At 70.0% G+C, this 19,587-nt stretch carries 18 protein-coding genes and 1 tRNA gene; 9 read left to right on the forward strand and 10 right to left on the reverse strand.

The window, feature by feature from the left end; all coding sequences use genetic code 11:
* Nucleotides 1–118 precede the first annotated feature (118 nt).
* On the forward strand, nucleotides 119–1,219 hold the full coding sequence (locus ACQP2T_RS52035) for a DUF3644 domain-containing protein (protein ID WP_433512211.1): 1,101 nt from the start codon (nucleotides 119–121) through the stop codon (nucleotides 1,217–1,219).
* Between the two features lie 423 nt (nucleotides 1,220–1,642).
* Here ACQP2T_RS52035 and ACQP2T_RS52040 read toward each other — a convergent pair.
* Nucleotides 1,643–1,714, reverse strand: a tRNA-Arg gene (locus ACQP2T_RS52040).
* A gap of 116 nt (nucleotides 1,715–1,830) precedes the next feature.
* On the opposite strand from ACQP2T_RS52040, the gene ACQP2T_RS52045 reads away from it, so the two are divergent.
* Nucleotides 1,831–2,217, forward strand: a complete 387-nt coding sequence (locus ACQP2T_RS52045; protein WP_433512212.1) for a response regulator transcription factor — start codon at nucleotides 1,831–1,833, stop codon at nucleotides 2,215–2,217.
* 289 nt (nucleotides 2,218–2,506) lie between these two features.
* Here the strand turns inward: ACQP2T_RS52045 and ACQP2T_RS52050 are convergent, their stop codons facing one another.
* Entirely contained in the window at nucleotides 2,507–5,254 is a 2,748-nt protein-coding gene (locus ACQP2T_RS52050; protein ID WP_433512213.1) for a helix-turn-helix transcriptional regulator, read from the reverse strand.
* A 103-nt stretch (nucleotides 5,255–5,357) separates the two neighbouring features.
* Here ACQP2T_RS52050 and ACQP2T_RS52055 point away from each other — a divergent pair, with 103 nt between their 5' ends.
* Together ACQP2T_RS52055 and ACQP2T_RS52060 are read left to right on the forward strand one after the other, a co-directional pair.
* Nucleotides 5,358–5,978, forward strand: a complete 621-nt coding sequence (locus ACQP2T_RS52055) for a LysE family translocator (RefSeq protein ID WP_433512214.1) — start codon at nucleotides 5,358–5,360, stop codon at nucleotides 5,976–5,978.
* 4 nt (nucleotides 5,979–5,982) lie between these two features.
* Nucleotides 5,983–6,534, forward strand: coding sequence for a TetR/AcrR family transcriptional regulator (locus ACQP2T_RS52060; protein ID WP_433512215.1), 552 nt, complete (start codon nucleotides 5,983–5,985; stop codon nucleotides 6,532–6,534).
* Between the two features lie 48 nt (nucleotides 6,535–6,582).
* Here the strand turns inward: ACQP2T_RS52060 and ACQP2T_RS52065 are convergent, their stop codons facing one another.
* From ACQP2T_RS52065 to ACQP2T_RS52080, 4 genes are all read right to left on the reverse strand, one after another.
* Entirely contained in the window at nucleotides 6,583–7,779 is a 1,197-nt protein-coding gene (locus tag ACQP2T_RS52065; RefSeq protein WP_358206059.1) for a hypothetical protein, read from the reverse strand.
* A gap of 9 nt (nucleotides 7,780–7,788) precedes the next feature.
* Nucleotides 7,789–8,169 carry a RidA family protein gene (locus ACQP2T_RS52070; protein ID WP_357941542.1) on the reverse strand — a complete coding sequence of 127 codons (381 nt, stop codon included), beginning with the start codon at nucleotides 8,167–8,169 and terminating at the stop codon, nucleotides 7,789–7,791.
* Between the two features lie 9 nt (nucleotides 8,170–8,178).
* Nucleotides 8,179–9,204 (reverse strand): alanine racemase, encoded by a 1,026-nt coding sequence (locus tag ACQP2T_RS52075; RefSeq protein WP_433512216.1) that lies wholly within the window; start codon nucleotides 9,202–9,204, stop codon nucleotides 8,179–8,181.
* 310 nt (nucleotides 9,205–9,514) lie between these two features.
* A complete protein-coding gene (locus tag ACQP2T_RS52080; RefSeq protein WP_433512217.1) occupies nucleotides 9,515–11,047 on the reverse strand; it encodes an N-acyl-D-amino-acid deacylase family protein in 1,533 nt (510 codons plus the stop codon).
* 231 nt (nucleotides 11,048–11,278) lie between these two features.
* Between ACQP2T_RS52080 and ACQP2T_RS52085 the strand changes: the two genes are divergently transcribed.
* Nucleotides 11,279–11,728, forward strand: coding sequence for a hypothetical protein (locus ACQP2T_RS52085; protein ID WP_433512218.1), 450 nt, complete (start codon nucleotides 11,279–11,281; stop codon nucleotides 11,726–11,728).
* Between the two features lie 13 nt (nucleotides 11,729–11,741).
* On the opposite strand, the gene ACQP2T_RS52090 is transcribed toward ACQP2T_RS52085, so the two are convergent.
* Together ACQP2T_RS52090 and ACQP2T_RS52095 are read right to left on the reverse strand one after the other, a co-directional pair.
* The gene (locus ACQP2T_RS52090) at nucleotides 11,742–15,077 is read right to left on the reverse strand and encodes a DUF4153 domain-containing protein (RefSeq protein WP_433512219.1); all 3,336 of its coding nucleotides are present in this window, start codon (nucleotides 15,075–15,077) and stop codon (nucleotides 11,742–11,744) included.
* The gene (locus ACQP2T_RS52095) at nucleotides 15,074–15,757 is read right to left on the reverse strand and encodes a response regulator transcription factor (RefSeq protein ID WP_364001415.1); all 684 of its coding nucleotides are present in this window, start codon (nucleotides 15,755–15,757) and stop codon (nucleotides 15,074–15,076) included. Before ACQP2T_RS52095 ends, ACQP2T_RS52090 begins: the two co-directional genes overlap by 4 nt.
* A 72-nt stretch (nucleotides 15,758–15,829) precedes the next feature.
* On the opposite strand from ACQP2T_RS52095, the gene ACQP2T_RS52100 reads away from it, so the two are divergent.
* The 3 genes from ACQP2T_RS52100 to ACQP2T_RS52110 all read left to right on the forward strand — a co-directional run bounded on the left by ACQP2T_RS52100 (nucleotide 15,830) and on the right by ACQP2T_RS52110 (nucleotide 18,141).
* Complete coding sequence (locus tag ACQP2T_RS52100) at nucleotides 15,830–16,684, forward strand: arylamine N-acetyltransferase family protein (RefSeq protein WP_433512220.1); 855 nt, start codon at nucleotides 15,830–15,832, stop codon at nucleotides 16,682–16,684.
* A gap of 44 nt (nucleotides 16,685–16,728) precedes the next feature.
* On the forward strand, nucleotides 16,729–17,832 hold the full coding sequence (locus ACQP2T_RS52105) for a protein kinase domain-containing protein (protein ID WP_433512221.1): 1,104 nt from the start codon (nucleotides 16,729–16,731) through the stop codon (nucleotides 17,830–17,832).
* Between the two features lie 117 nt (nucleotides 17,833–17,949).
* Nucleotides 17,950–18,141, forward strand: a complete 192-nt coding sequence (locus tag ACQP2T_RS52110) for a hypothetical protein (RefSeq protein ID WP_357941526.1) — start codon at nucleotides 17,950–17,952, stop codon at nucleotides 18,139–18,141.
* Nucleotides 18,142–18,165: 24 nt separating this feature from the next.
* Here ACQP2T_RS52110 and ACQP2T_RS52115 read toward each other — a convergent pair whose 3' ends face one another.
* Both ACQP2T_RS52115 and ACQP2T_RS52120 read right to left on the reverse strand, forming a co-directional pair.
* Nucleotides 18,166–18,477: a DUF3817 domain-containing protein gene (locus tag ACQP2T_RS52115; protein WP_357941524.1), complete on the reverse strand. Its 312-nt coding sequence runs from the start codon at nucleotides 18,475–18,477 to the stop codon at nucleotides 18,166–18,168.
* A gap of 2 nt (nucleotides 18,478–18,479) precedes the next feature.
* Entirely contained in the window at nucleotides 18,480–19,265 is a 786-nt protein-coding gene (locus ACQP2T_RS52120) for an SURF1 family protein (RefSeq protein WP_433512222.1), read from the reverse strand.
* 105 nt (nucleotides 19,266–19,370) lie between these two features.
* Between ACQP2T_RS52120 and ACQP2T_RS52125 the strand changes: the two genes are divergently transcribed.
* Entirely contained in the window at nucleotides 19,371–19,541 is a 171-nt protein-coding gene (locus ACQP2T_RS52125) for a hypothetical protein (RefSeq protein WP_357941520.1), read from the forward strand.
* The last annotated feature ends 46 nt before the right edge of the window (nucleotides 19,542–19,587 follow it).

Here is a 19,587-nt window from a genome sequence, read left to right on the forward strand (position 1 = left end):
TCGTCAGGCCCGGTATCTAGAGAAAGTCGGAGCGCAAAGCCAAGGCGCGTCAGCGATCCCTCCGCTATGTCTATCCTTGCTGGAGATTGTCTGGGACGTACGGAAGGCGAGGTTGTGAGTGAGACTGAGGCAGGAGGCTCGCGTCCTCAAGGAGAAGGCCATCTCGTCGATGGTGATCGCAACCGAGGCGTTCAACTCCCCGCACGATCGGGGGAGAACAACCAAGGTCCTTCTGTACCTTCAGCATTCGTTCGAGATGTTACTCAAGGCGGCTCTCGCCCAAAAGGGAATCAGCGTTTTCGACCCAGCCCTCGGTCGGTCGCTCGGCTTCGAGACCTGCGTGCGTAAGGTCATGGAGCACCCCGACATCAAGCTCAACGAATTCGATGCTGGCACGCTTAGGGCAATCGATGCCCTACGGGATGATGAGCAGCACTGGTTCAATGAGGTATCCGAGCAACTGCTATACGTACATGCTCGCGCCGCAGTGACGCTTTTCGACGACCTACTCCAGCGTGTGTTCAAGGAACCGCTCGGCAACCATCTGCCGCTCCGGGTCCTGCCGGTCTCCGTTGACCCGCCACGTGACCTATCGCTTCTCTTGGACGAGGAGTACACGCAGATCGCCGCCTTGCTGCAGCCCGGGCGGCGTGCGACGCACGAGGCGCGAGCCCGGATACGAACCCTGTTGGCTATGGAGGCTCACACTGAACCGGACACTCGCGTTTCCAGTAAGGACGTCGACCGGGTACAAGCAGGCATACGTGGAGGATCCCCCCGCGCCGAGGTCTTCCCCCGGCTGCAGCAGTTGGCTACCACCACGGATGGTGAGGGCCTCCTTATCAAGCTGCGCTTCGTGAAAAGCCAGGACGCTCCACCAGTGCGTTACGTCGCTGATGAGACCGTGCCCGCCGCAGCCATTAGGGAAGTGGATCTTCAAGCGAAGTACCATCGCTCAGCAACCGAACTAGCCAAGGACGTTGGCCTAAGCCGACCTAGGTGCACTGCACTGAGGCGCCACTTGGGCATCGACGCGGATCCAGCTTGTTACCACGAGTTCGTATTCAGCTCTACGCGTCTGGGCCGCTTCTCGGACAACGCCCTCAAACGCCTGCGTACGGCGCGGGACACCCTTGATGTGGAGGCCATCTGGAAAGCTCACGACCCATCCGCTCATAATCGGCCGCCCTGCACGGTTCCTGGCTGTCAGGCCCAGTGAGGTGACGGCGCGCCCTGCCCTTTGGGTTACACCATGGCGGCGGGTATTGCGTACGGCGGGCGGCCCTGAGTCCCGCCGCAGCCCGGGACCGGCACCCACGCCGCAGCTCGGGGCGGTAGGTGGGCGATGGGCTGCAGTGCTGAGCGCCGGCGCCGCGATCTCCTTCAACTGATCCAAGGCCGCCGCTTTGGATCGACATCTGGCTGATCTGCTGACTGGCGCTGACCTCAATCGCCCCTGAGCAAGCACAGGTGACATGGAGCCGCGTTGTTCGAAGCTGTAGGGAGGCTCGACCTTGGTCCACAGCTGGTCCACAGTCAGCGAGCGTCAACGAGAACGGGCAGGACTCCGTGAGACTGGAGGCCCGCCCGTTCGTACGCTGTTCGCCCTGGTCAGCGGCCAAAACCGCCGGTCAAGATCGTGTGCCCCCTGTAGGATTCGAACCTACGCACCCGGCTCCGGAGGCCGGTGCTCTATCCCCTGAGCTAAGGGGGCTCAACGAGTGATAAGGCTACCAGTATCGGGCCACCACTCCGCACCACGATAAAGGTCCAGCCACACATCCAAGGAAAACCCCACGTGACCGCGCCACTACGGGTAGCTTTGCGGCCGTGGGCGAGGTTCTTGGCAGGGTACTGGTCGTGGACGATGACGAGGTCATCCGTCAGTTGATCGCGGTGAACTTGAGCCTGGAAGGGTTCGAAGTCGCCACCGCCACCGATGGGCAGGACTGTCTCGAGCGGGTGCTCGATGTCATGCCCGATGTCATCACGCTTGACGTGATGATGCCGTTTCTTGACGGCTGGGTGACGGCGCAGAAGCTGCGTACCGATGAGGCGACCAGCCACATCAAGGTCGTGTTGATCACGGCGCGGGCGCAGGACGATGACAAGAGGCGGGGGCGGGGGATCGGCGTTGACGCCTATCTCACCAAGCCGTTCGACCCGGCGGAGCTCATTGAGGTGGTCCGCGATCTTGCGGCGGGAAGCCGGGTCTGAGCCCCGACGAGTGAGTGAGTGTTTAGATTAAGCGGCCTCGATGGTGATCGCCGTTAGTTGGTCAGGTCGCCGTCGGCCAGGTCGCTGTTAGTAGGGCCATCGGCCCTGTGCAAACGCACGGGGCCCTCGGTTCCGTGCAGGCATGCAGAGCCCTCGGGCCCGTACAAGGCGCGCGGGGCCATAGAGCTAGGGCAGCACACAGGGCCATGCGTCCCCAGCGCAGCCGCGCGAGAGCATAGGGCAGGAGCGGGCGCGCGAAGGCCGTTGGGCTCGCTCCAAGGCCGTTGGGCTACAGCAGCGCGCGCGTCCGGGCCTCCGCCGCAGCCTGCGTACGCGTAGAGACCTCCAACTTGCCCAAGATGTTGGACACGTGCACACTCACCGTCTTCTGCGCGATGAACAGCCGCTCCGCGATCTCCCGGTTCGTCAGCCCTTCCGCCACCAGCCGCAGCACCTCGGTCTCCCGCGCCGTCAGCCCCCCATCGCCATGCCCGCCGCCACCGCCGGTGGTGAAGCGGGCTCGGCGGGCGAAGTCGCTCAGTGCGGTCTCCAACGGTGTGGCGCGGAGTTTGCCGGCTGTCTCCCGAGCCAGGTCCCACTCGGCCTGGGCCTCCGCACGGGCTCCTGCTGCCAGCAACGCCTCCGCGAGGCGCCAGCGGGCGCGAGCCGCCTCATAGACGAAGCCGAAGTCGAATGCCGCCACCACGCGCCGCCACAGGTCCACGTCGAGGCGGCCGTGGACGCGGTGCCATTCGGCCTCCGCTCGCAGGGCCCATGCCTGGCCCTCTGGACCCATGGGGCCGCGGTCGCCTACTGGGCCGGATTCGACGGCGAAGTGGACGCGGTTGAGGAGGTCGTCGGCGCCCTCCACCTGGCCCAGGTCGGCTAGTGCCCACAGGCCGATGGCGGCTACGCGCAAAGTGCCTGTCTCGCCGGGTTCGAGGGTGGCCATGGCGGCCTCTACGTGTTCCAGGGCGAGGGCGGGCTCCCCGCACCAGAGGGCGTGTTCGGCGGCCATGCCTCGGGACATGTAGGCGACGAGCAGGTCGGACCAGAACGGGCGTAGCCAGTTGAGGCGGGCTTCGACGGCGGGCAGGCCGCGGGCGACCTCTACGAACAGGGCGAACGATGACAGGACCGCCTCCGGCAGTGTGCCGACGCGGGAGCCGAAGCCGGCGGCGGTGGCCTCGGCCTCGTCCCATTCGCCGGCCACGTAGTGGATCAGGAAGCGGAGGAAGCGGAGGTCGGTGCCGTAGGTGCTCCAGTTGAGGCCGGTTTCGACTGCCAGCTGGATGCCCGCGTCGGCGATCTCGGCCGCCTCTATGAGCTGGCCCTGCTCGTAGAGGATGCGGGCGTAGTGGAAGCGGGCGCGCAGGTCCATGGCCAGGTGGCCGGTGTTCGCGGCGGCGGCGGTCTGGGCGAGTGAGCGGGCCCGGGTCATGTCGCCTTCGTGCTCGGCGTGCAGGGCCAGGGTGAGCAGGGCGCCCGTTTCCGCGTCGCGGGCGCCGGCGGCTCTGGCCGTCTCGATGGCGCGGCGGGCCACGTCCTCGGCTTCGGCGTGCCAGGCGGACCAGGTGAGAGTGCGGGCATGGGTGGCCAGGGCTCGGGCGAGGGTGAGCTGGTCGGCGGCGGCCTCGACGGCGCGTTGGGCCGCGGCGATGGCGCCTACCTGGTCGTCGAGCTCGACCAGGTAATAGGCCAGCCGCTCGTTGACCTCGGAGGTCGGGGGCAGGGCGCGCAACTGCTGGACGGCGCGGTGGTTGTCGCCACTGTCGGCCGCCATCACGGCGCTGCGGAAGGCCAGGGTGGCCCGCCCCTCGCCGGCGAGTTCGGCGGCGTCGGGGACTCGGTCCCACAGGCTCAGCGCCCGGTCGTAGTGGCTGTGGGCTTCGGCGGGCGCGCCCAGGCGCTCGGCCAGCCTGCCCGCCTTCGCCGAGGCGGCCAGGGCCCCTGCCAGGTCGTGGCCGGCCAGGTGGTGGTGGGCGAGCTCCGCGGGCGAGGTGAGCAGTCGGGCGAAGTCGGCGTGCAGTCTGCTGCGCTCTCCGGGCAGCAGGTCGGTGTAGGCGGCTTCCTGGAGCAGGGCGTGCCGGAAGGCGTAACCGTAGCCGTCGACGCGGAGCAGGCCGCGCGAGACGATCTCGCGTACGGCCTCCTCGAAGTCGGCCAGCGGGAGCCCGGAGACCTCGCGCAGCAGCTCGTCCTCGACGCGGCGACCGGCTACCGCGGCGGCGCGCAGCACGCGCTGGCCGGGCTCCGACAGCACCTCGACCCGGGACATCAGCAGGCTGGCCAGCCCGTCGGGCAGGGTTTCGCCCTCGGCCACGGCGGCGAACAGCTCCTCGGCATAGAACGGGTTGCCGCCCGCGCGGGTGACGATCACGCCGAGCTCCTGAGCGTCCACATCACCCAAGGTCGCCACGTAGTCGGACATCTCGCCGGAGTCGAGCGGGCCCAGCTCCAGGTGGGTGACGCTGGGCAGGCGCTTCAGCTCGGCCAGCACCGGCCGCAGGGGGTGACGGCGGTGCAGGTCGTCGGTGCGGTAGGTGCCGACGACGCACACGCGCTCGCTCTGCACCATGCGGCTCAGGAACACCAGCAGGTCACGGGTCGAGCGGTCGGCCCAGTGCAGGTCCTCGATCACGAACAGCACCGGCTGGACCTCGGCCAGCAGCCCCAGCAGCGAGCCGAACAGCCGCTGCTGCGTGAGCCCTGCCGGAGGCGCGCTCTCCACGCCCGGCAGCAGCTGGCCGAGCAGGGGATGGGCGGCGGCCTGCTCCCGGACGGCGGGCTCGGCGCCGCGCAGGGCGTCGGCGAGCGGGAGGTAGGGCAGCGTGTCGCCCAGCTCGGCGCACTGCCCGACCAGCACGTTGAAGCCACGGGAACCGGCCTCGGCGACCAGCTCGGACACCAGCCGGGTCTTGCCGATGCCGGCGTCGCCGCCGACGAGCGCCACCTCGGCGGTGCCGAGGGCGGCGGATTCGAGCACGCGCGCGAGTCTCGCCAGTTCAGCAGCGCGCCCGACCAGGAGACCCTTCACGGCAGCAACTATGCCACGCCTGGCCGACATTCCGATTGGTCCAGGAACGGGGTACCCGATTGGCTCTCAACAGCGGGCCAAAGCCGCTTTACGCTTATATTTCATGATCCCTTGGTCCACGTACGTGCTCTTCGTGGGCGCCTCGCTCGCGCTGGTGCTCATCCCCGGCCCGAACCACCTCTACATCACCGCCAGGGGCCTCTCCCAGGGCCGGGCGGCGGGACTGGCCAGCGCGTTCGGCGTGGAGACCGGCACGCTGGTGCACATCGTGGCGGCCGCGGCCGGGCTCTCGTACCTGATCACGAGGTCCGCGACGCTGTTCGGGATCGTCAAGTGGGCGGGAGTCGCCTATCTCGTCTATCTGGGGGTACGCGCGCTCACCGGCAAGGAGCCGGCCGAGTCAGAGGTGCCGCAGCCGGCGCAGCCACTAGGCAAAGTGTTCCTTGAAGGCTTGGTGGTGAATCTGCTCAACCCCAAGGTCACGCTGTTCTTCCTGGCGTTGCTGCCGCAGTTCGTGAAGCCGTCGGCGGGGTCGCCGGCGCTGCAGATCGTGGTGTTCGGTGTCACGCTGCTCGTGCTGGGGGTGCTCTCCGATCTGGTGTACGCGTTCACCGCCGGGGCGCTCGGCGCCCGCCTCGTCAGGAGGGCCAGGGGGCTGCGGCTCTTCAGCGGTGTGGTGTACCTGGGGCTGGGCGTGATCACGGCGTTCGCCGGGAGAAAATGAGCGCATGGCGCCCAGGAAGCAGCAGGAGATCTTCGACGCGACGCTGCTGCTGGTCGCGGAGAAGGGCTATGACGGTCTGACCGTCGAGGGCGTGGCCGAGCGGTCGGGCGTCAACAAGACGACGATCTACCGGTGGTGGCCGTCCAAGGCCGCGCTGCTGGGGGCGGCGCTGGTGGAGGCGGAGGCGCTGGAGTTCGAGGCGCCGGACACGGGGAGCCTGCGCGGCGATCTCGTCGCGCTCGTGGAGGGGGTCCGGCGGCTGCTCACCCAGCCGCCGGCCAGGGACATCGCGGTGGCCGCGCTCGGCGCCGCCGTACGCCATCCCGAGCTGGACGCGCGGCGGTTCTTCGCGGACCGGTTCGCGCGGGAGCGGCAGGTTTTCGAGCGGGCGGTACGGCGGGGCGAGCTGAAGCGGTCGGTCGACCCGATGCTCGTGGTCGATCTGCTGGCCGGGGCGGTGTGGGTCAGGGCGGTGTTCCGGGGATTGCCGCTCACGGACGAATTCGCGCGTCAGGCGGTGTCCGTGGTACTCGATGGTGGTGGCATCACGTCTTAGCGGGATAAATCCGGCGCTGCCCGCCACCGCGCCGCCCGGCCCCGCCGGTCAGAGGGCCTCGGCCAGTGCGGCTGGGATGCGGTCCAGCACCGGGTACGACATCAGCCCATAGGCGTAGAAGTCCACCGCCAACGCCCCCGCCGCCTTGGCCCCCCGCGCCTTCGCGACCAGCCGATCAGCCGAGTCACTGTCGGGATAACCGGGCCGCAGCACCGCGCGTACCTCCCGATCCTTGCCCACCGACCGCAGGTAGGCGCCCACGTCGTCGGCCACCCGGGCGGCGTCGCGCGCGTAGGCGAGCACGCCGAACGCGGGCACGAGGTCGCCGAGCGCCACCAGATCCACGCCCAGCTGCCAGGCGTCGTGCGCGGCCAGGCCGGGCGAGGGCAGCCCGTCGGTGTAGCCCTTGACGGCGCCGGTGGAGTCGATGAACACCAGCTTGGAGCCCTCGTCCGCCACGGCGGAGGCCACCTCGGAGACCAGCGTGGTGACGGTCTCGGACCGGGCGCGGGCGTAGGCGACCACCTCGGGCCCCGCGTACGCCGTCAGCGCCGCCCGGGTCACCTCGCCCTGCGCGGGCGGGTCGCCGTCGAACACCCCGCCCACGATCCGGGCGCACTCCTCGCGGGCCACCTCGGCGTTGACGCCCAGGTCGGTGGCCCGGCGCATGCAGTAGTCGCAGAAGCACAGCCCGAACAGGTAGGCGTCCATCGGCCCGAGCGGCACGAACGAGCGCTGCGGCTTGAGCGGCCTGAAGTGCAGTGACTCGGCCACGACGCTGTCGACGCCGAGCCGGGCGACCGCCCTGGCCAACGCGACGGCGTACTGTCGCACATCGGGATGCGCCGGGCACAGGTCGGTGAGCGAGCCGCGATCTCCGAAACAGTCGCGCACGGTCACATCTGGATGCTGGGTGCCGATCGTGGCATTGCGCAGGAAAACCGTCCAGCCATGGAGCTTCAGCCCTCGCTCCGAACAGGCTTCGCGCAGGCCGTCGAGCGCGTTCTGGTATCCGGCCGTCGGCCTGAGCCGCAGACCGGAGAACAGGTCGGCCGGCGGGACGAAGTGGGCGCCGTCGTGGCGGAGCGTGAGTCTGGACAGTCCGTGTGGGGTGACGTCGCGGGAGGCATGGTGTACGGCGCCGACGGTCACGCCCGCCACGCCATACCCGCTGATCCTGTCGAGCACCCGCTCGACGCCCTCGCCGCGTAGATCTTCGACGAAGACGTACACCGAACTGTCCACGGACCGACCTTACGCGCTCTTGTGCGCGACGAAGTCGATCTCCACCAGGATGTCCATCAGGTCCGAGCCGACGGTCGTGCGGACCGGGTACGGCTGGCTGAAGTACGACTTGTACACCTCGTTGTAGGCGGCGAAGTCGCGCTTGAGATGCTGCAGGTGGACCGTGGCCTTGACCACGTCGTCGAAGCCGAGGCCGTGGGCGGCGAGGATGGCGCCGAGGTTGCGCATGGTCTGGTGGGTCTGGGCGGCCACGTCGTCGCCGACGACCTCACCGGTCTGCGGGTCGAGCGGCCCCGCGCCCGAGGTGTAGACGAAGTCGCCGACGACCAGACCTTGGGAGTACGCGCCGACCGGGGCCGCGCCCTCGGTGGTCCTCAATTCCTTCTTCACAACATCTCCCTAGCCAAAATGGGTGCTTATTGTGCCGACGCGGCGGTAGTCGCGGTCGACCACCGGGAGCGTGCGCCACTTGTCGAACGCGGTGCACGGGTGCGAGATGCCGAAGGCGAGCAGATCGCCCGGCTTGAGCCCGTCGGCGCGGACGACCGTGTGCTGGTCCTGCATCTTCACGATCGTGACGCCGCCGCGCCGGGGAACGGGCAGGCCCTCGTCGTACGGCGCGTCGCGCTTGCCCAGGCCGACGATCGCCAGCCCCGGCTCGGGCGTGGACAGCACGTGCGCCCACACCTCCAGCGCGGGCCGCAGCTCGCCAGGGACGCGGTTGAAGGGCGTGCGCTCGCGGTAGTAGCCGTCGTCGTGGGTGACGTACGCTCCGGCGCGCAGGACGATCCTGGCCTGGGTGGTGACGAGCTCGCGCCCGATCACGTCGAACCACTGGCTGCCGCCGACGGTCAGGATGGGGTTCTTGACGCGGATGTGCTCGGCGGCATCCTGCAACAGATACAGATATTTCCGGACCTCGGGCGCCGTCTTCAGCGCCCCTTCGTACCCGGCGACACCCGCCAGCTCCACCCCGTCGGTCCGCTGCACGTGCGCGGCCACCTCCAGCAGCTGGTCCAGCGTCCGGCAACCGGCCCGCCCGCCCTCATGCCCGAGCTCGACCAGCACGCTGAACGGCCGCGTCGAGGCATGCCGGGCCAGGATGTCCACCCCGGCCACAGAATCCACGAAGGACAGGAAGTCGAAGCCCGGGTCGGCGGCCAGCTCCGTCGCCGCCCACTCCAGCCCGGCCGGGTCCACCATCTGGTTGGCCACCATGACCCTGGCCGCGCCGAACTCGCGCACCGCCATCGCCTGCCGCGCCGTCGCCACAGTGAGCGCCCATGCGCCCGCTTCGAGCTGCATGGTGGCGATCTCTCGGGACATGTGCGTCTTGGCGTGCGGTGCCAGCTCCATGCCGTGATCGCGGGCGAAGGCGGCCATGGTCGCGATGTTGTGCTCCAGCGCCTCCTGATGCACGAGCATCAGAGGGAGGGTGGCACCGTCGAAGACGGACCGATTGTGTTCGTGGATTCCCTGCACAACACCCCCATTTGTCCGCGCCTGACCCTATCTCACTGGTGTCCCTTTTTTGTGGGCAAGCCGGGCGGGTCCCGTCCAGCGAGGAGGTGGCTGGGCGCCGATTTTTTTCGATCTTGTACGGCAAGCCCGGTGAGCCCCACCCACCACACGGGGCCGGGCCCTGTCCAGGGACACGCTCCTCCGGTGGAGGTGGCTGGGCGCCGTGACGTGCGCGTTCTGGGCCCCGTCCGTGGTTCCAGGGGGCGTCGGCCGGTTACGGGCGCAGTGCTCGTCCCGGAGTCCTGCCCGTCAAGACGCCGTTCGCCAGCACGGGCACCCCCGACACGAGGACGTCGTCCACTCCCCTCGCCGGGGTGCGCGGAGTCTCGTACGTGGCCAGGTCCGTCACCGTCGCCGGATCGATCACCACCACGTCGGCCGCGAAGCCGCGCCGGAGCAGGCCGCGGTCCGTCAGACCGAAGCGTCGCGCCGGGTGCGACGACAGGTGGACGGCGGCCTGCCCCCATGTCCAGTCGCCCAGCTCGCGCACGTGCCGTCCCAGGAAGCGGGCGAACGCGCCGAAGCCGCGCGGATGCGGGTGGCCGCCCACGTAGATGCCGTCCGAGCCGCCCGTGTGCGAAGGGTGGCGCAGCACGCGGCGTACCGACTCCTCCCCCTCCGGCCCCTCGTCGGGACGGGCCGTCACGCAGCCCGCCTCCAGGCGGGTCTCGATGAGCAGGCGGCGGCAGAACTCATGCGGCGCCAAGCCCGCCCGCTCGGCCGCCTCGACCATGCCCAGGCCCTCCGCCCACTCCAGGCCGGGGGCGTGGGAGATGGTCAGGCGCGGCCAGGTCCGCGCCAGCTCCGGCCACCAGGCGTCGAGCTCCCCGGACGACAGCATCTCCAGAGCGCGGTCCGGCTCGGCGCCCGGGACCTCGGGCGGCAGGACGACCATCGCCAGGATGGTGTTGCCGCGCAGGTAGGGGTAGGAGTCGAAGGTCACGTCCACGCCCCCGGACAGCGCCTCCTCCACCAGGGGGAGCAGGACGTCGGCGGGTCCGTGCAGGTGGGAGATGTGCACGGCCGTACCGGATCGCTGGGCTATCTCGACGACCTCCGACATGCCTACGTCGGCTCGCTCGCCGTAGGCCCGCATGTGGGTGACGTACGGCAGGCCCGCGAGGGGTGCGCACAGGGCGGCCAGTTCCGCGACGGAGGCGTAGCGGCCCGGTAGGTACTCCAGGCCGCTCGACAGTCCGACCGCGCCGTCCGCCAGGCCACGTTCGACGTGGGCGAGCAGGCGGGTCAGCTCGTCGCGTGTGGGAGCGCCTGAGGAGGGGCCCATGACGTCGTAGCGGATCGTGCCGTGCGGGATCAGGTAGGCGGTGTTGAGCGCGACCGCGCGGTCGTACCCCTGGAGCAGCTCGGCGACCGACAGCCCGCGCGCGTCATGAGGAAGAGGGCCGTTCACCGCCGCGAAGTAGCGTTCGGCGTACGCGACGGTGTCGGCGGAGCCGGGGGCGAAGGACAGGCCATCCTGTCCCAGTACGAATGTGGTCACCCCCTGGCGAAGCGTCGCCAACTGTACGGCGGGGTCGAAGACGGCCGCGTCGCCATGGGCGTGGCAGTCGATGAACCCCGGTGCGACGAACCGTCCGCTCGCGTCGATGACGGAGGCGGCCTCCGCGCCGTCGAGGCGGCCCACGGCGGCGACCCGGTCGCCGGCGATCGCCAAATCGGCTCGGTAAGGCGGCGCCCCCGTCCCGTCGAGCACGTGTCCGCCGCTGATGATCACATCGAAAGCCACTCAAGGATTAAACATGATCCAGCAGGTACCGCGCGGCTGCGGTCCTGCCCAAGAAACCCGCAGCCGACTCGAACGGCTGACAAAACAGAACATGATCACTTTTGATCAAGCTTGAGATGGTTAATGCGCTACATGGCTATTTGTCCACTATATGAGCGGGAATTACCTCAAGACGCTCGTTGCTCGAGGCGGGACACCTGGCCGTGCTCTTCGCCGGAGACGGAGAAGGTCATGATCGAAAGAGGCGCGCTCGTCGTCCTCGGATCGGCTCTTGTCGCCGCCCTCGCCCTGCATCAGGGCTTCACCGCGGCGGTCCCGGCCACCCGTACGGCGGCCCTGTCGACACGGCTGAACCCGTGCGACGGCAAGGGCCAGGGCTGCCCGAAGGGCTACTCCGACGGCTACGCCAACGGCGTACGGTGCCAGCCCTCCCACCCAGGCAAGCACCCGGCCTCGGGCCAGCTGGACTACAGACTCGGCTACAAGGTCGGCTGGGCGGTGGGCCGGAAGCACGCCGGCTGCGGCGGGGGCGGTACGTCCGGACGCGCCAAGAGCAGGCACCAGGGCAAGAGGCAGGGCGCCAAGGACGCGGCCAGGTTCCACCGGTGCGTGAAGATGCACTTCAAGGGCCGGTCGAAGACGTTCAAGCACGGTTACCGGGCCGCCAATCCGCACTGCTAGGACCACCGGCCCGTCAGTCGGAGACCCGGGGCTCCGGGCGGTCGCAGCCCGTGGTCGTGGTCGCGACCGGGCGCTTGGCGAGCAGTTCGCGGGCCTGCGACCTGGCCAGGTTCCAGCCGTTCCAGGCGTCCGGCCGGTTCAGGCCGTTGGCCTTGATCACGTCGGTCAGTACGCAGCTGCGTTGCGGCTCCGGGAGCCGGTCCAGGGCCGGTACGGCTTCCGCGCCGAGGTCGCCCAGGTAGTCCGCGTCCAGCTTGGCCGGCCCGCGTACCACCACCTGTGTCTGGGCCACCTGGAAGTCCGGGTTGACGATCGCGAACGCGCCCAGTCCGAGCCCCGTGACCAGCACGATCGTGCGGGGCAGCCAGCCAGAGCCGCGACCGGCCAGCCGGGCCGCGCCCGCCAGTATGACCAGGGCGAACAGCGCGCCCAGCCACCACACCGTGGCCTGCACCGACAGGCGCAGCCGGGACAGGCCGTACGCCTCGGTGTAGAGGTCCATGCGGTGCAGCGCGGAGGCCAGCACGACCATGGTGAGGGCGCAGAGCACGCCGAGCTGGCCGGCCAGCAGCCAGCGTTCGCGCCGCTCGGTCCGGAGCAGCCCGGCCACGACGGCGACGATGCACATCACGAACACGCTGACGACGACGAGCTGGAAGAAGCCCTGCCGGGCGTACTCGGCGTAGGTGAGACCGGCGGTCTTCAGCACCCAGGAGTCGCCGCCGAACAGCACGGTGATCTGTACGGCCACGAACGCCGCGAACAGCAGGTTCACCGCGGTCAGCGGCACCACCCACACGCTCCTGGACACGCCGAACTTGACCTCGGGCCCGACCGGATCCACCACGGGCCGCAGGGCGACCAGCACCACGGCGGCGAGCAGTACGGCCCCGACCACGAACAGGAAGATCCGCAGCGGCACCGACTCGGCCCAGTCCGGGGTCGCGGTCAGGCGCTCCAGGTAGGTGGCGAACACCGCGTCGGCCGAGGCGAACAGCAGGCCGAACACCACCAGCAACACCGCCGTGATGCCCAGCGCCGCGACCATGGGCAGGATGCGCCGCTTGGCGGTCAGCCGCTTCAGCGGCTTGGCCAGGAACCATGGCACCGGCCCCAGCGCGAGCAGCACCGACACACCGCCCCTGATCACGCCCAGCCAGCCGAACCCCGCCCCGGAGACGGCCAGCGCCAGCAGCCCGCACCCGGCCATGAACAGGATCCCGACCAGCCAGTCGGCGTCGCGTACGGCGGCCATCGCGATCAGCCAGTAGGCGGTCAGACCGAACAACACCGTCCACGGCGTGATCCGCCGCAGCACCGCGGGCAGCGCCGCGGCGCCCAGCACCATCGTGACCAGGACGATGCCCAGCCCCACCTGCGCGTCCGGCAACGCCACGGCCGTGAACACGCCGGCCCCCGCCGCCGCCGGCAGCAGCCAGCGCGGCGTCTCGGGCAGGTCGGGGCGCGGGAAGAGCGGCGGCGGGACGTACGGCGGAGGCGGTGACTGCGGCCCGTGCACCTGCGGCCCGTGCCCCTGCGGACCAGGGACCTGCGGACCAGGGACTTGCGGCCCGTGAACCTGCGGCGTGTGGACCTGCGGACCAGGCTGACCCGGCCCCTGGTACGGCTGGCCCGGCGACCGACCCTGAGCGGGCCGGTAGGGCGGGGCAGCGGGCTGGTACGGCAAGGCACCGGCAGCCCGTCGCCCGGTGCCTGCCCCCAGAGACACCCCGACGGCCCCGATGAGCGCGGTGACCAGCACGAGCGTGATGAGCGCGGCCGTGTCGCTGCCCAAGGCCACACTGACGAACACGGCCGCGAACAACCCGACCAGGAACCCGAGAAGCAGTCCGATGACTCCTCCCCCGACCATCCGCGCAAGCCGCCCGGCAGACACCGGCACCGCCGACATGGCCGCCTGCGCCGACGACGGCGAAACCCCCGACGAAATCCCCGGCGAACCCCCCGTCGAAGCCAGAGCGACCGGCTGACCCGAGACCGCCGGCTGAGCCGAGACCACCGGCTGAGCCGAGACCACCGGCTGAGCCAGCGCGACCAGGTGCGCCAACGAGTCCGACAAAGCCGATGGGACCGGCTGGGCCGACGGGACCGGTGGGGCCGACGGGACCGGTGACTCCGGCTCCTGAGCCGACGAAGCCGCGAGCACCGCCTGCCCCACCGTCTCGGTCTCCGGCGTGGCCTCCACATCCCCCGTGGCCCGCGCCTCAGACAGACCCGGCTCAACCCCACCGACCGCCGCAGCGAGAACCTCCGACTCGGCCAGAGCATCACCCGCCGCAACGGACGGCACCCCTTCGCCGGCCCCCGAAACAGGTTCTAATGGCGTATCCGCCATGATGGTCCTCCCTGGTAGATCGACGATCATGCGGCACCCCGCGCAGTCGTCGATGTGGATCGAACCGCCGTGCAGTTCGACGATCTCCTTCACGATCGCCAGCCCCAGCCCGGCACCCCCGCCGTCCGCCGTCCGCCCCGCGTCCAGCCGGGAGAAGCGCTCGAACACCCGCCCGTGAGCCGAGGCGGGGATCCCCGGCCCCTGGTCGGCGATGGCGATGCGGACCCCGTCGCCGGCGGGCGCGCCCGTCACGGTGACCGAGCCGCCGGGCGGGCTGTGGCGTACCGCGTTGTCGAGCAGGTTCGCCAGGACCTGGGCGAGCAGGTCGGGGTCGGCGCGTACGACGAGGTCGGCGGGGACCACCGGGGTGAGCCGGACGTCCTCCCGCGCCAGCGCGGCCTCGCGTACGGCCTGCTCCAGCAGCGGTGCGAGCTCGACCGCTTCCGGTTCCATGAGGCGTACGCCCGAGTCGAGCCGTGACAGGTCGAGCAGTTGCGCCACGAGCCGGCCGAGCCGTTCGGTCTGGGCGAGCGCGGTCTTCATGGTGACCGGGTCGGCCGCGGAGACACCGTCGACGACGTTCTCCAGGACGGCGCGCAGGCCGGTGATGGGGGTGCGCAGCTCGTGGCTGACGTTCGCGACGAGCTCGCGCCGTTGCCGGTCGACCTCGCCGAGGTCGGCCGCCATCGCGTTGAACGCCCTGGCCAGCTCGCCGACCTCGTCGCGCGAGGTGGCGCGGACGCGCAGCGTGTAGCGGCCCTTGGCGATGGTCTGAGCGGCCCTGGCCATCTGGCGCAGCGGCTTGGTCATGCCCATGGCGAGCACCTGCACCATGATCAGGGCGAGGATCAGCGCGACCACGATCCGGATGGGCCGGGAGAGGCCGGAGTTGATGCCGACCTCGTTGACCAGGAAGGCGGTGCCCACGGCCAGCACGATCACCAGGCCGAGCTTGACCTTGATGCGGCCGAGGAAGTCGAGCGGCTGCCTCATCGGCGGACCAGCGCGTAGCCGACGCCGTGCACCGTGCGAACGACGCCGGAGCCGAGCTTGCGGCGTAACGCGCGTACGTGGCTGTCCACGGTCCTGGTCGCGGCGGCCTCGGAGAAGCCCCACACGTCCGACAGCAGCCGGTCGCGCTCGAAGACCTGGCCGGGCCGCTCGGCCAGGCGACGCAGCAGGTCGAACTCCGTCCTGGTGAGCTGCGCCTCGGCGCCGCGGACGAACACCCGGCGGGCCGCGGTGTCGATCTCCACCTCGCCCACCCTGATCACCGTGTCCTCGGAGGCGAGCTGGACGGCCCGCTCGACCCGGCGCAGCAGCGCGTGGATCCGGGCCACCAGTTCGCGCATGCTGAACGGCTTGGCCAGGTAGTCGTCCGCGCCCACCCCGAGCCCGACCAGCACGTCGGTCTCCTCACCGAGCGCGGTCAGCATGAGCACCGGCACCGGCCGGGCCGCCTGCATCCGGCGGCACACCTCCAGCCCGTCGAGTCCCGGCAGCAGCCGGTCCAGGATCACCAGATCGGGCTCCGCCCTGCCGTACTCGGTCAGGGCCGTCTCCCCGTCCCCCGCCACCCTGACATCGAACCCCTCGGCCGCCAGCCGGTTCCGTACGGCCAGGGCGATGGTCTCGTCGTCCTCGACCAGGAGGATGCGTCGCTGCTCTGCCACGGACGAAAGCCTAGAAGGGGGCTGTGCAGACGGCACTCCCCAATCTGTGCATATCCGGTGCAGACTTGGTCGGTGAACACGGACGGATACCTGCGCCGCCTCGGGCTTCCCGACCTGCTGACCGCCCCGCCCACGGCCGAGAACCTGCGCCGGTTGCACATCGCGCACATCGAGCGGGTCCCGTACGAGGCGCTGGAGATCTGGCTCGACCGTCCCACCACGGTCGATCCCGTCGAGTCGGCCGAGCGGATCATCCGCGGCCGCGGCGGCTACTGCTACCACCTGAACGGCGCGTTCTCCCAGCTGCTCATGGAGCTCGGCTACGACGTGACCAGGCACGTGGGCGGCGTGCAGGCCCCCAACGGCGCGCCCGCCATCACCGCCAACCACCTGGTGCTCACCGTTCGAGGGCTGCCGTCCGACGACAATCCGGGCGGCGAGTGGCTGGCCGACCTCGGGCTGGGCGACGCGCTGCACGAGCCGCTCCCGCTGGTCGCGGGCGTCTACCGGCAGGGGCCTTTCTCGTACGGCCTGCGGCACTCCGAGGTCGCGCCGGGAGGCTGGCGGTTCGACCACGACCCGAGCGGCGCGTTCCCGGGCATGGACTTCGACCCCGCCCCGACCGACATGTCAGCTTTTACTGCGATGCATCATCACCTGTCGACGTCGCGGGAGTCGGGTTTCGTGCGGGTCGCGACGGTCGCCCGGCGGGACGCTTCCGGCGTGGACCTCCTCCGCGGGCTCGCCTTGTCGCGTGTGGGCAACGGCGCCCATTCCATCACCCTCCACACGGCTCGTGACTACTACTCCGCGTTGTCCGACGTGTTCGGATTGCACCTGGACGACGTTGGTCAGGAAGAGAAAGAAGCCCTGTTCGGGAAGGTTCACGACGCGCATGAGAAGTGGCTGTCGGGAACCCACGCCTAGCCCATGGCTTTGCCATAGAACGTGGCGATATCGTGCACCTCGGGATGGGAGAGACCAAGAAGCTCGCCGGTCGCTACCGGCTGCTGAACCCTTTGGGCGCGGGTTCCGTACGACTGGCATTCGACGAGGTAGAACACCGTGACGTCGCGGTCAGGGAGCTACGTGTGCCCGCCGAGTTACGCGGATCCGCGCTGCAGGACGCGCAGCGGGCCGCCGGGCTCCGGCATGCCTCCGTCGTACCGGTTCTCGACGTGGTGGTGGAGGACGGCGAGCCGTGGCTGGTGATGGAGTTCGTCTCCGGCACCTCGCTGGAGCAGACCGTTGACTCACGGCACCCCTTGCCCGTGCAGCAGGCGGCCCGGGTGGGCGTGTGCCTGCTGGCGGCCTTGCGGACCGCTCATGACACGGGGATCGTGCACGGGCGGGTCAATCCGGGCAATGTGCTGCTCACCTCGACGGGCCGGGCGGTGCTCACTGGGTTCGGGCTACCGGGGCTGGGCATGCGGCCGGCCGCCGACATGTGGTCGATGGCCGCGACGCTGCACTTCGCCGTCGAGGGCCGGCCGCCTGGGCGGGCCCCCGCGGAAGCCACCGACGCCTTCCGATGGCTGGTCAGGGCCATGCTGGAGCCCTCCGGACCGCCGCCAGTCGACGTCGTGGCCGGGATGCTCGACCGGCTCGCCGTTGAGCAGACGCTCGGGCACGTCCTCGCCACGGCCGGGCCGCTGCCGCCCGCCCGGGTGGCCGAGATCGGGCTGGCCGTACTCGACCAGCTGGCCGACCTGCACGCCCGGGGCTCGCATCACGGCGGCGTACAGCCGGGCAACGTCCTGATCGACACGGCCGGCCGGGCCACGCTGGCCACCACGCCCGTACCCGCGCCGGTCTCGCACGCGCCCGTGATGCCGGCGACGATCCCGGCCTACACGGCGCCAGAACGCGTGCCAGGACCGGCGGCGGACCTGTGGTCGCTGGGCGCCACGCTGTTCGCGGCCGTCGAGGGGCATCCGCCCGCGCCCGGCGCACCCCTGGCCAAGGCGGGCGCGCTGGCGCCGGTTCTGTTCCGCCTGCTGTCGGGGTTCCCGGCGCACCGGCCAGGGCCGGACGCGCTCCGTAAGGACCTTAAGGCGGTCGCGGACCTGTTTTGAGATACGAATTTTTTAAGATATATCGCGAATGGAACCACTGAAGCGGGCCACTCGTTGGACTCAAGACGCACAATGGGAGAGGCGGGGCGCGCGCTCCGCGTACGGAGGAAGTTGAGGATGTCACCAGTCCAGAAGTACGCCATCGGCGCAGGCGCCGCGGTTCTGCTCTCGCTGATCTTCTTGCCCGGCTGGCTCACCCTGCTGGTCGTCCTCGGCGTGGTCGCCGCCCCGGTGGTCGGTTACCTGATGCTCGACCCGTCGCAGCGCGAGCGGCTCAAGCGAGCCCGCAGACGCGGCATCGGCAGCTGAACCCGAGCTGGGCGCGGCGCGGCCTCAGGCCGCCGCCGCGGCCAGGGCCGTGTGCACCCGGCTCGTCACCCGGCGTTCGATGTAGAACGACAGGAACGGCACCGTGCCGCCGAGCATGATGCCCAGCATGTACGGCCAGCTCCAGCGCGCCTTCATCCCCAGGTTCATCACCGTGATCAGGTAGATCATGTAGAGGAAGCCGTGGATGGGCGCCACGATCTTCGACAGGCCCACGATGCCGAAGCCGTAACGCAGCACCATGGCCACACAGAGCACGAGCAGCATCACGCCGACGATGTAGGCGAGCACCCGGAAGGGCTTCAGAGCCGATTCCACCGTTAACCTTCCAGAACCATCTCAGGGGACTTGCCACTGTCCCGATCACGATCCGCTCGCACGGCATCGCGTACGAAGTGGAACCACATGAACACGGCGAACCCTGCGAAGATCCACCAGTTGGCGGCATAAGCGAGATTACGCCAAGTCAACTCCCCGCCGACGACCGGCGGCCGGACCTTCACCTGCGTCAGCGGCCCCGAGGCGGGCTGGGCGACGACATAGCCGTTGCGCACCTTCTGCCCGCTCCACAGGTTGATCAGCTCACCGGTGGACACCGTCTGCACCTGCCCCGCGGGCAGCCCCTCGGTGCGCCGCTGCACGCTGTCGGTGCCCTGCGACGGGCGCAGCCGCCCGGTCACCGCGACCTTGCCACCGGGCACGGCCAACGCCGGATCGCCGGCCTTGGCCACCCAGCCGCGGACGACCGGCACCAGCGTGCCGTCGTCGAGCCGGAGCGGCGTGAGAACCCAGTAGCCCTCGTCGCGCGAGACGTTGCCGCCGGGCGCGTCGACATCGGCCGGCCGGTCGGCCACGAGCAACTGGCGCGGCGCGTCGTAGACGCCCTCCGCCGAGACCTTGCGGCCCACGGCGGGCCCCGTCAGCTGCGCGCCCACCTGGGACAGCGTGGCGACGCCGACGGCGGCGGGATCGGTGACCGCGTGCGGCTTGCCGGAATCCTGGAACACGCCGAGCTGCCAGCGCCCGAGCAGGATGAACGCGATCAGGACCCCGATCGTCAGCAGGTGCAACCCCACCACGCGTGGGGAGAACAGGGTCCGGAGCATGCTTCAAAGCTATCCGGCCACCAGGCCGGTCCCCTAATCAGCCCATGTCCACAGATCACACCAAAACCGGCAAGCGCACCAGACGATCACGCTAAGCTGCTGGACATGTCTGACCAGCATATCGACCCTGCCGGCAACACTCAGCAGTTCCGCGCGTTCGCGCAGCGGTCCGAGCAGGAGGCGGCGCCGAGCAAGAAGTCCCCCATTCTGCCGATCGTCGCGGTGATCGCCGTCGTCGTGATCATCGGCGTCGCGGCCTTCCTGCTTCTGCGCTAGCCCCGCGCACTTCAGAGCGCCGACGGCCACCCGCTCTCGGCGCTTT

Origin of the sequence: Nonomuraea sp. CA-143628 (assembly GCF_050942315.1) — a bacterium.
Lineage (GTDB): Bacteria > Actinomycetota > Actinomycetes > Streptosporangiales > Streptosporangiaceae > Nonomuraea.

What these genes read in the sequence shown, in the direction of transcription:
- ACQP2T_RS52055 (WP_433512214.1), top strand. Translation starts at nt 5,358, where the DNA reads ATGATCCCTTGGTCCACGTACGTGCTCTTCGTGGGCGCCTCGCTCGCG.
- ACQP2T_RS52105 (WP_433512221.1), top strand. Translation starts at nt 16,729, where the DNA reads ATGGGAGAGACCAAGAAGCTCGCCGGTCGCTACCGGCTGCTGAACCCT.
- ACQP2T_RS52085 (WP_433512218.1), top strand. Translation starts at nt 11,279, where the DNA reads ATGATCGAAAGAGGCGCGCTCGTCGTCCTCGGATCGGCTCTTGTCGCC.
- ACQP2T_RS52120 (WP_433512222.1), bottom strand. Translation starts at nt 19,265, where the DNA reads ATGCTCCGGACCCTGTTCTCCCCACGCGTGGTGGGGTTGCACCTGCTG.
- ACQP2T_RS52060 (WP_433512215.1), top strand. Translation starts at nt 5,983, where the DNA reads ATGGCGCCCAGGAAGCAGCAGGAGATCTTCGACGCGACGCTGCTGCTG.
- ACQP2T_RS52090 (WP_433512219.1), bottom strand. Translation starts at nt 15,077, where the DNA reads ATGAGGCAGCCGCTCGACTTCCTCGGCCGCATCAAGGTCAAGCTCGGC.
- ACQP2T_RS52110 (WP_357941526.1), top strand. Translation starts at nt 17,950, where the DNA reads ATGTCACCAGTCCAGAAGTACGCCATCGGCGCAGGCGCCGCGGTTCTG.
- ACQP2T_RS52075 (WP_433512216.1), bottom strand. Translation starts at nt 9,204, where the DNA reads ATGCTCGTGCATCAGGAGGCGCTGGAGCACAACATCGCGACCATGGCC.
- ACQP2T_RS52125 (WP_357941520.1), top strand. Translation starts at nt 19,371, where the DNA reads ATGTCTGACCAGCATATCGACCCTGCCGGCAACACTCAGCAGTTCCGC.